Consider the following 1143-nt stretch of genomic DNA (forward strand, 5'->3'; position numbering starts at 1 on the left):
TCGCGACAGGCGTCGAGGTAGGCAAGTACGGCATGACCTTCACGAAGGAGAGCTTTGAGAACTTGAACAAGAACTTCTCGGCAGTAAATATTACAATCGTCGAGGATAGCTTGGAGATCACACCAATCACGGTTGACGTGACGATCACCAAGCACGGCTTGACCGAGGCATACGACGGCGAGACTCACAGCGTATCCGGCTACGACTTCGTGTCATCCAACCCTGAGTTGTTCAAGCGTGACGACTTGAAGTTCATTGGCGAGGTGAGCGACTCTATCGCGACAGGCGTCGAGGTGGGCAAGTACGGTATGAAGTTCGATGAGAACTCATTCGAGAACTTGAACAAGAACTTCTCGGCAGTAAATATTACAATTGTCGAGGACAGCTTGGAGATCACACCAATCACGGTTGACGTGACGATCACCAAGCATAGCTTGACCGAGGCATACGACGGCGAGACTCATACGGTTTCTGGCTACGACTTCGTATCATCCAACCCTGAGTTGTTCAAGCGTGACGACTTGAAGTTCATCGGTGAGGTGAGCGACTCTATCGCGACAGGCGTTGAGGTAGGCAAGTACGGCATGAAGTTCGACGAAAACTCGTTCGAGAACTTGAACCACAACTTCTCTGCGGTTAACATCACCATCGTTGAGGACAGCTTGGAGATCACGCCAATTACGGTTGATGTAACCATCACCAAGCACGGCTTGACCGAGGCATACGACGGCGAGACACATACGGTTTCTGGCTACGACTTCTTGTCATCCAACCCTGAGTTGTTCAAGCGTGACGACTTGAAGTTCATTGGCGAGGTGAGCGACTCTATCGCGACAGGCGTCGAGGTGGGCAAGTACGGTATGAAGTTCGATGAGAACTCATTCGAGAACTTGAACAAGAACTTCTCGGCAGTAAATATTACAATTGTCGAGGACAGCTTGGAGATCACACCAATCACGGTTGACGTGACGATCACCAAGCATAGCTTGACCGAGGCATACGACGGCGAGACTCATACGGTTTCTGGCTACGACTTCGTATCATCCAACCCTGAGTTGTTCAAGCGTGACGACTTGAAGTTCATCGGTGAGGTGAGCGACTCTATCGCGACAGGCGTTGAGGTAGGCAAGTACGGCATGAAGT

At 50.8% G+C, this 1143-nt stretch carries 1 protein-coding gene; it reads left to right on the forward strand.

The genetic code is table 11. From position 1 onward, the window contains the following. Nucleotides 1-1143 (forward strand): MucBP domain-containing protein (locus MJZ25_16695; GenBank protein ID MCQ2125801.1); only part of this gene is annotated, 1143 nt, incomplete at both ends.

This window comes from Fibrobacter sp., assembly GCA_024399065.1.
Taxonomy (GTDB): Bacteria; Fibrobacterota; Fibrobacteria; order Fibrobacterales; family Fibrobacteraceae; genus Fibrobacter.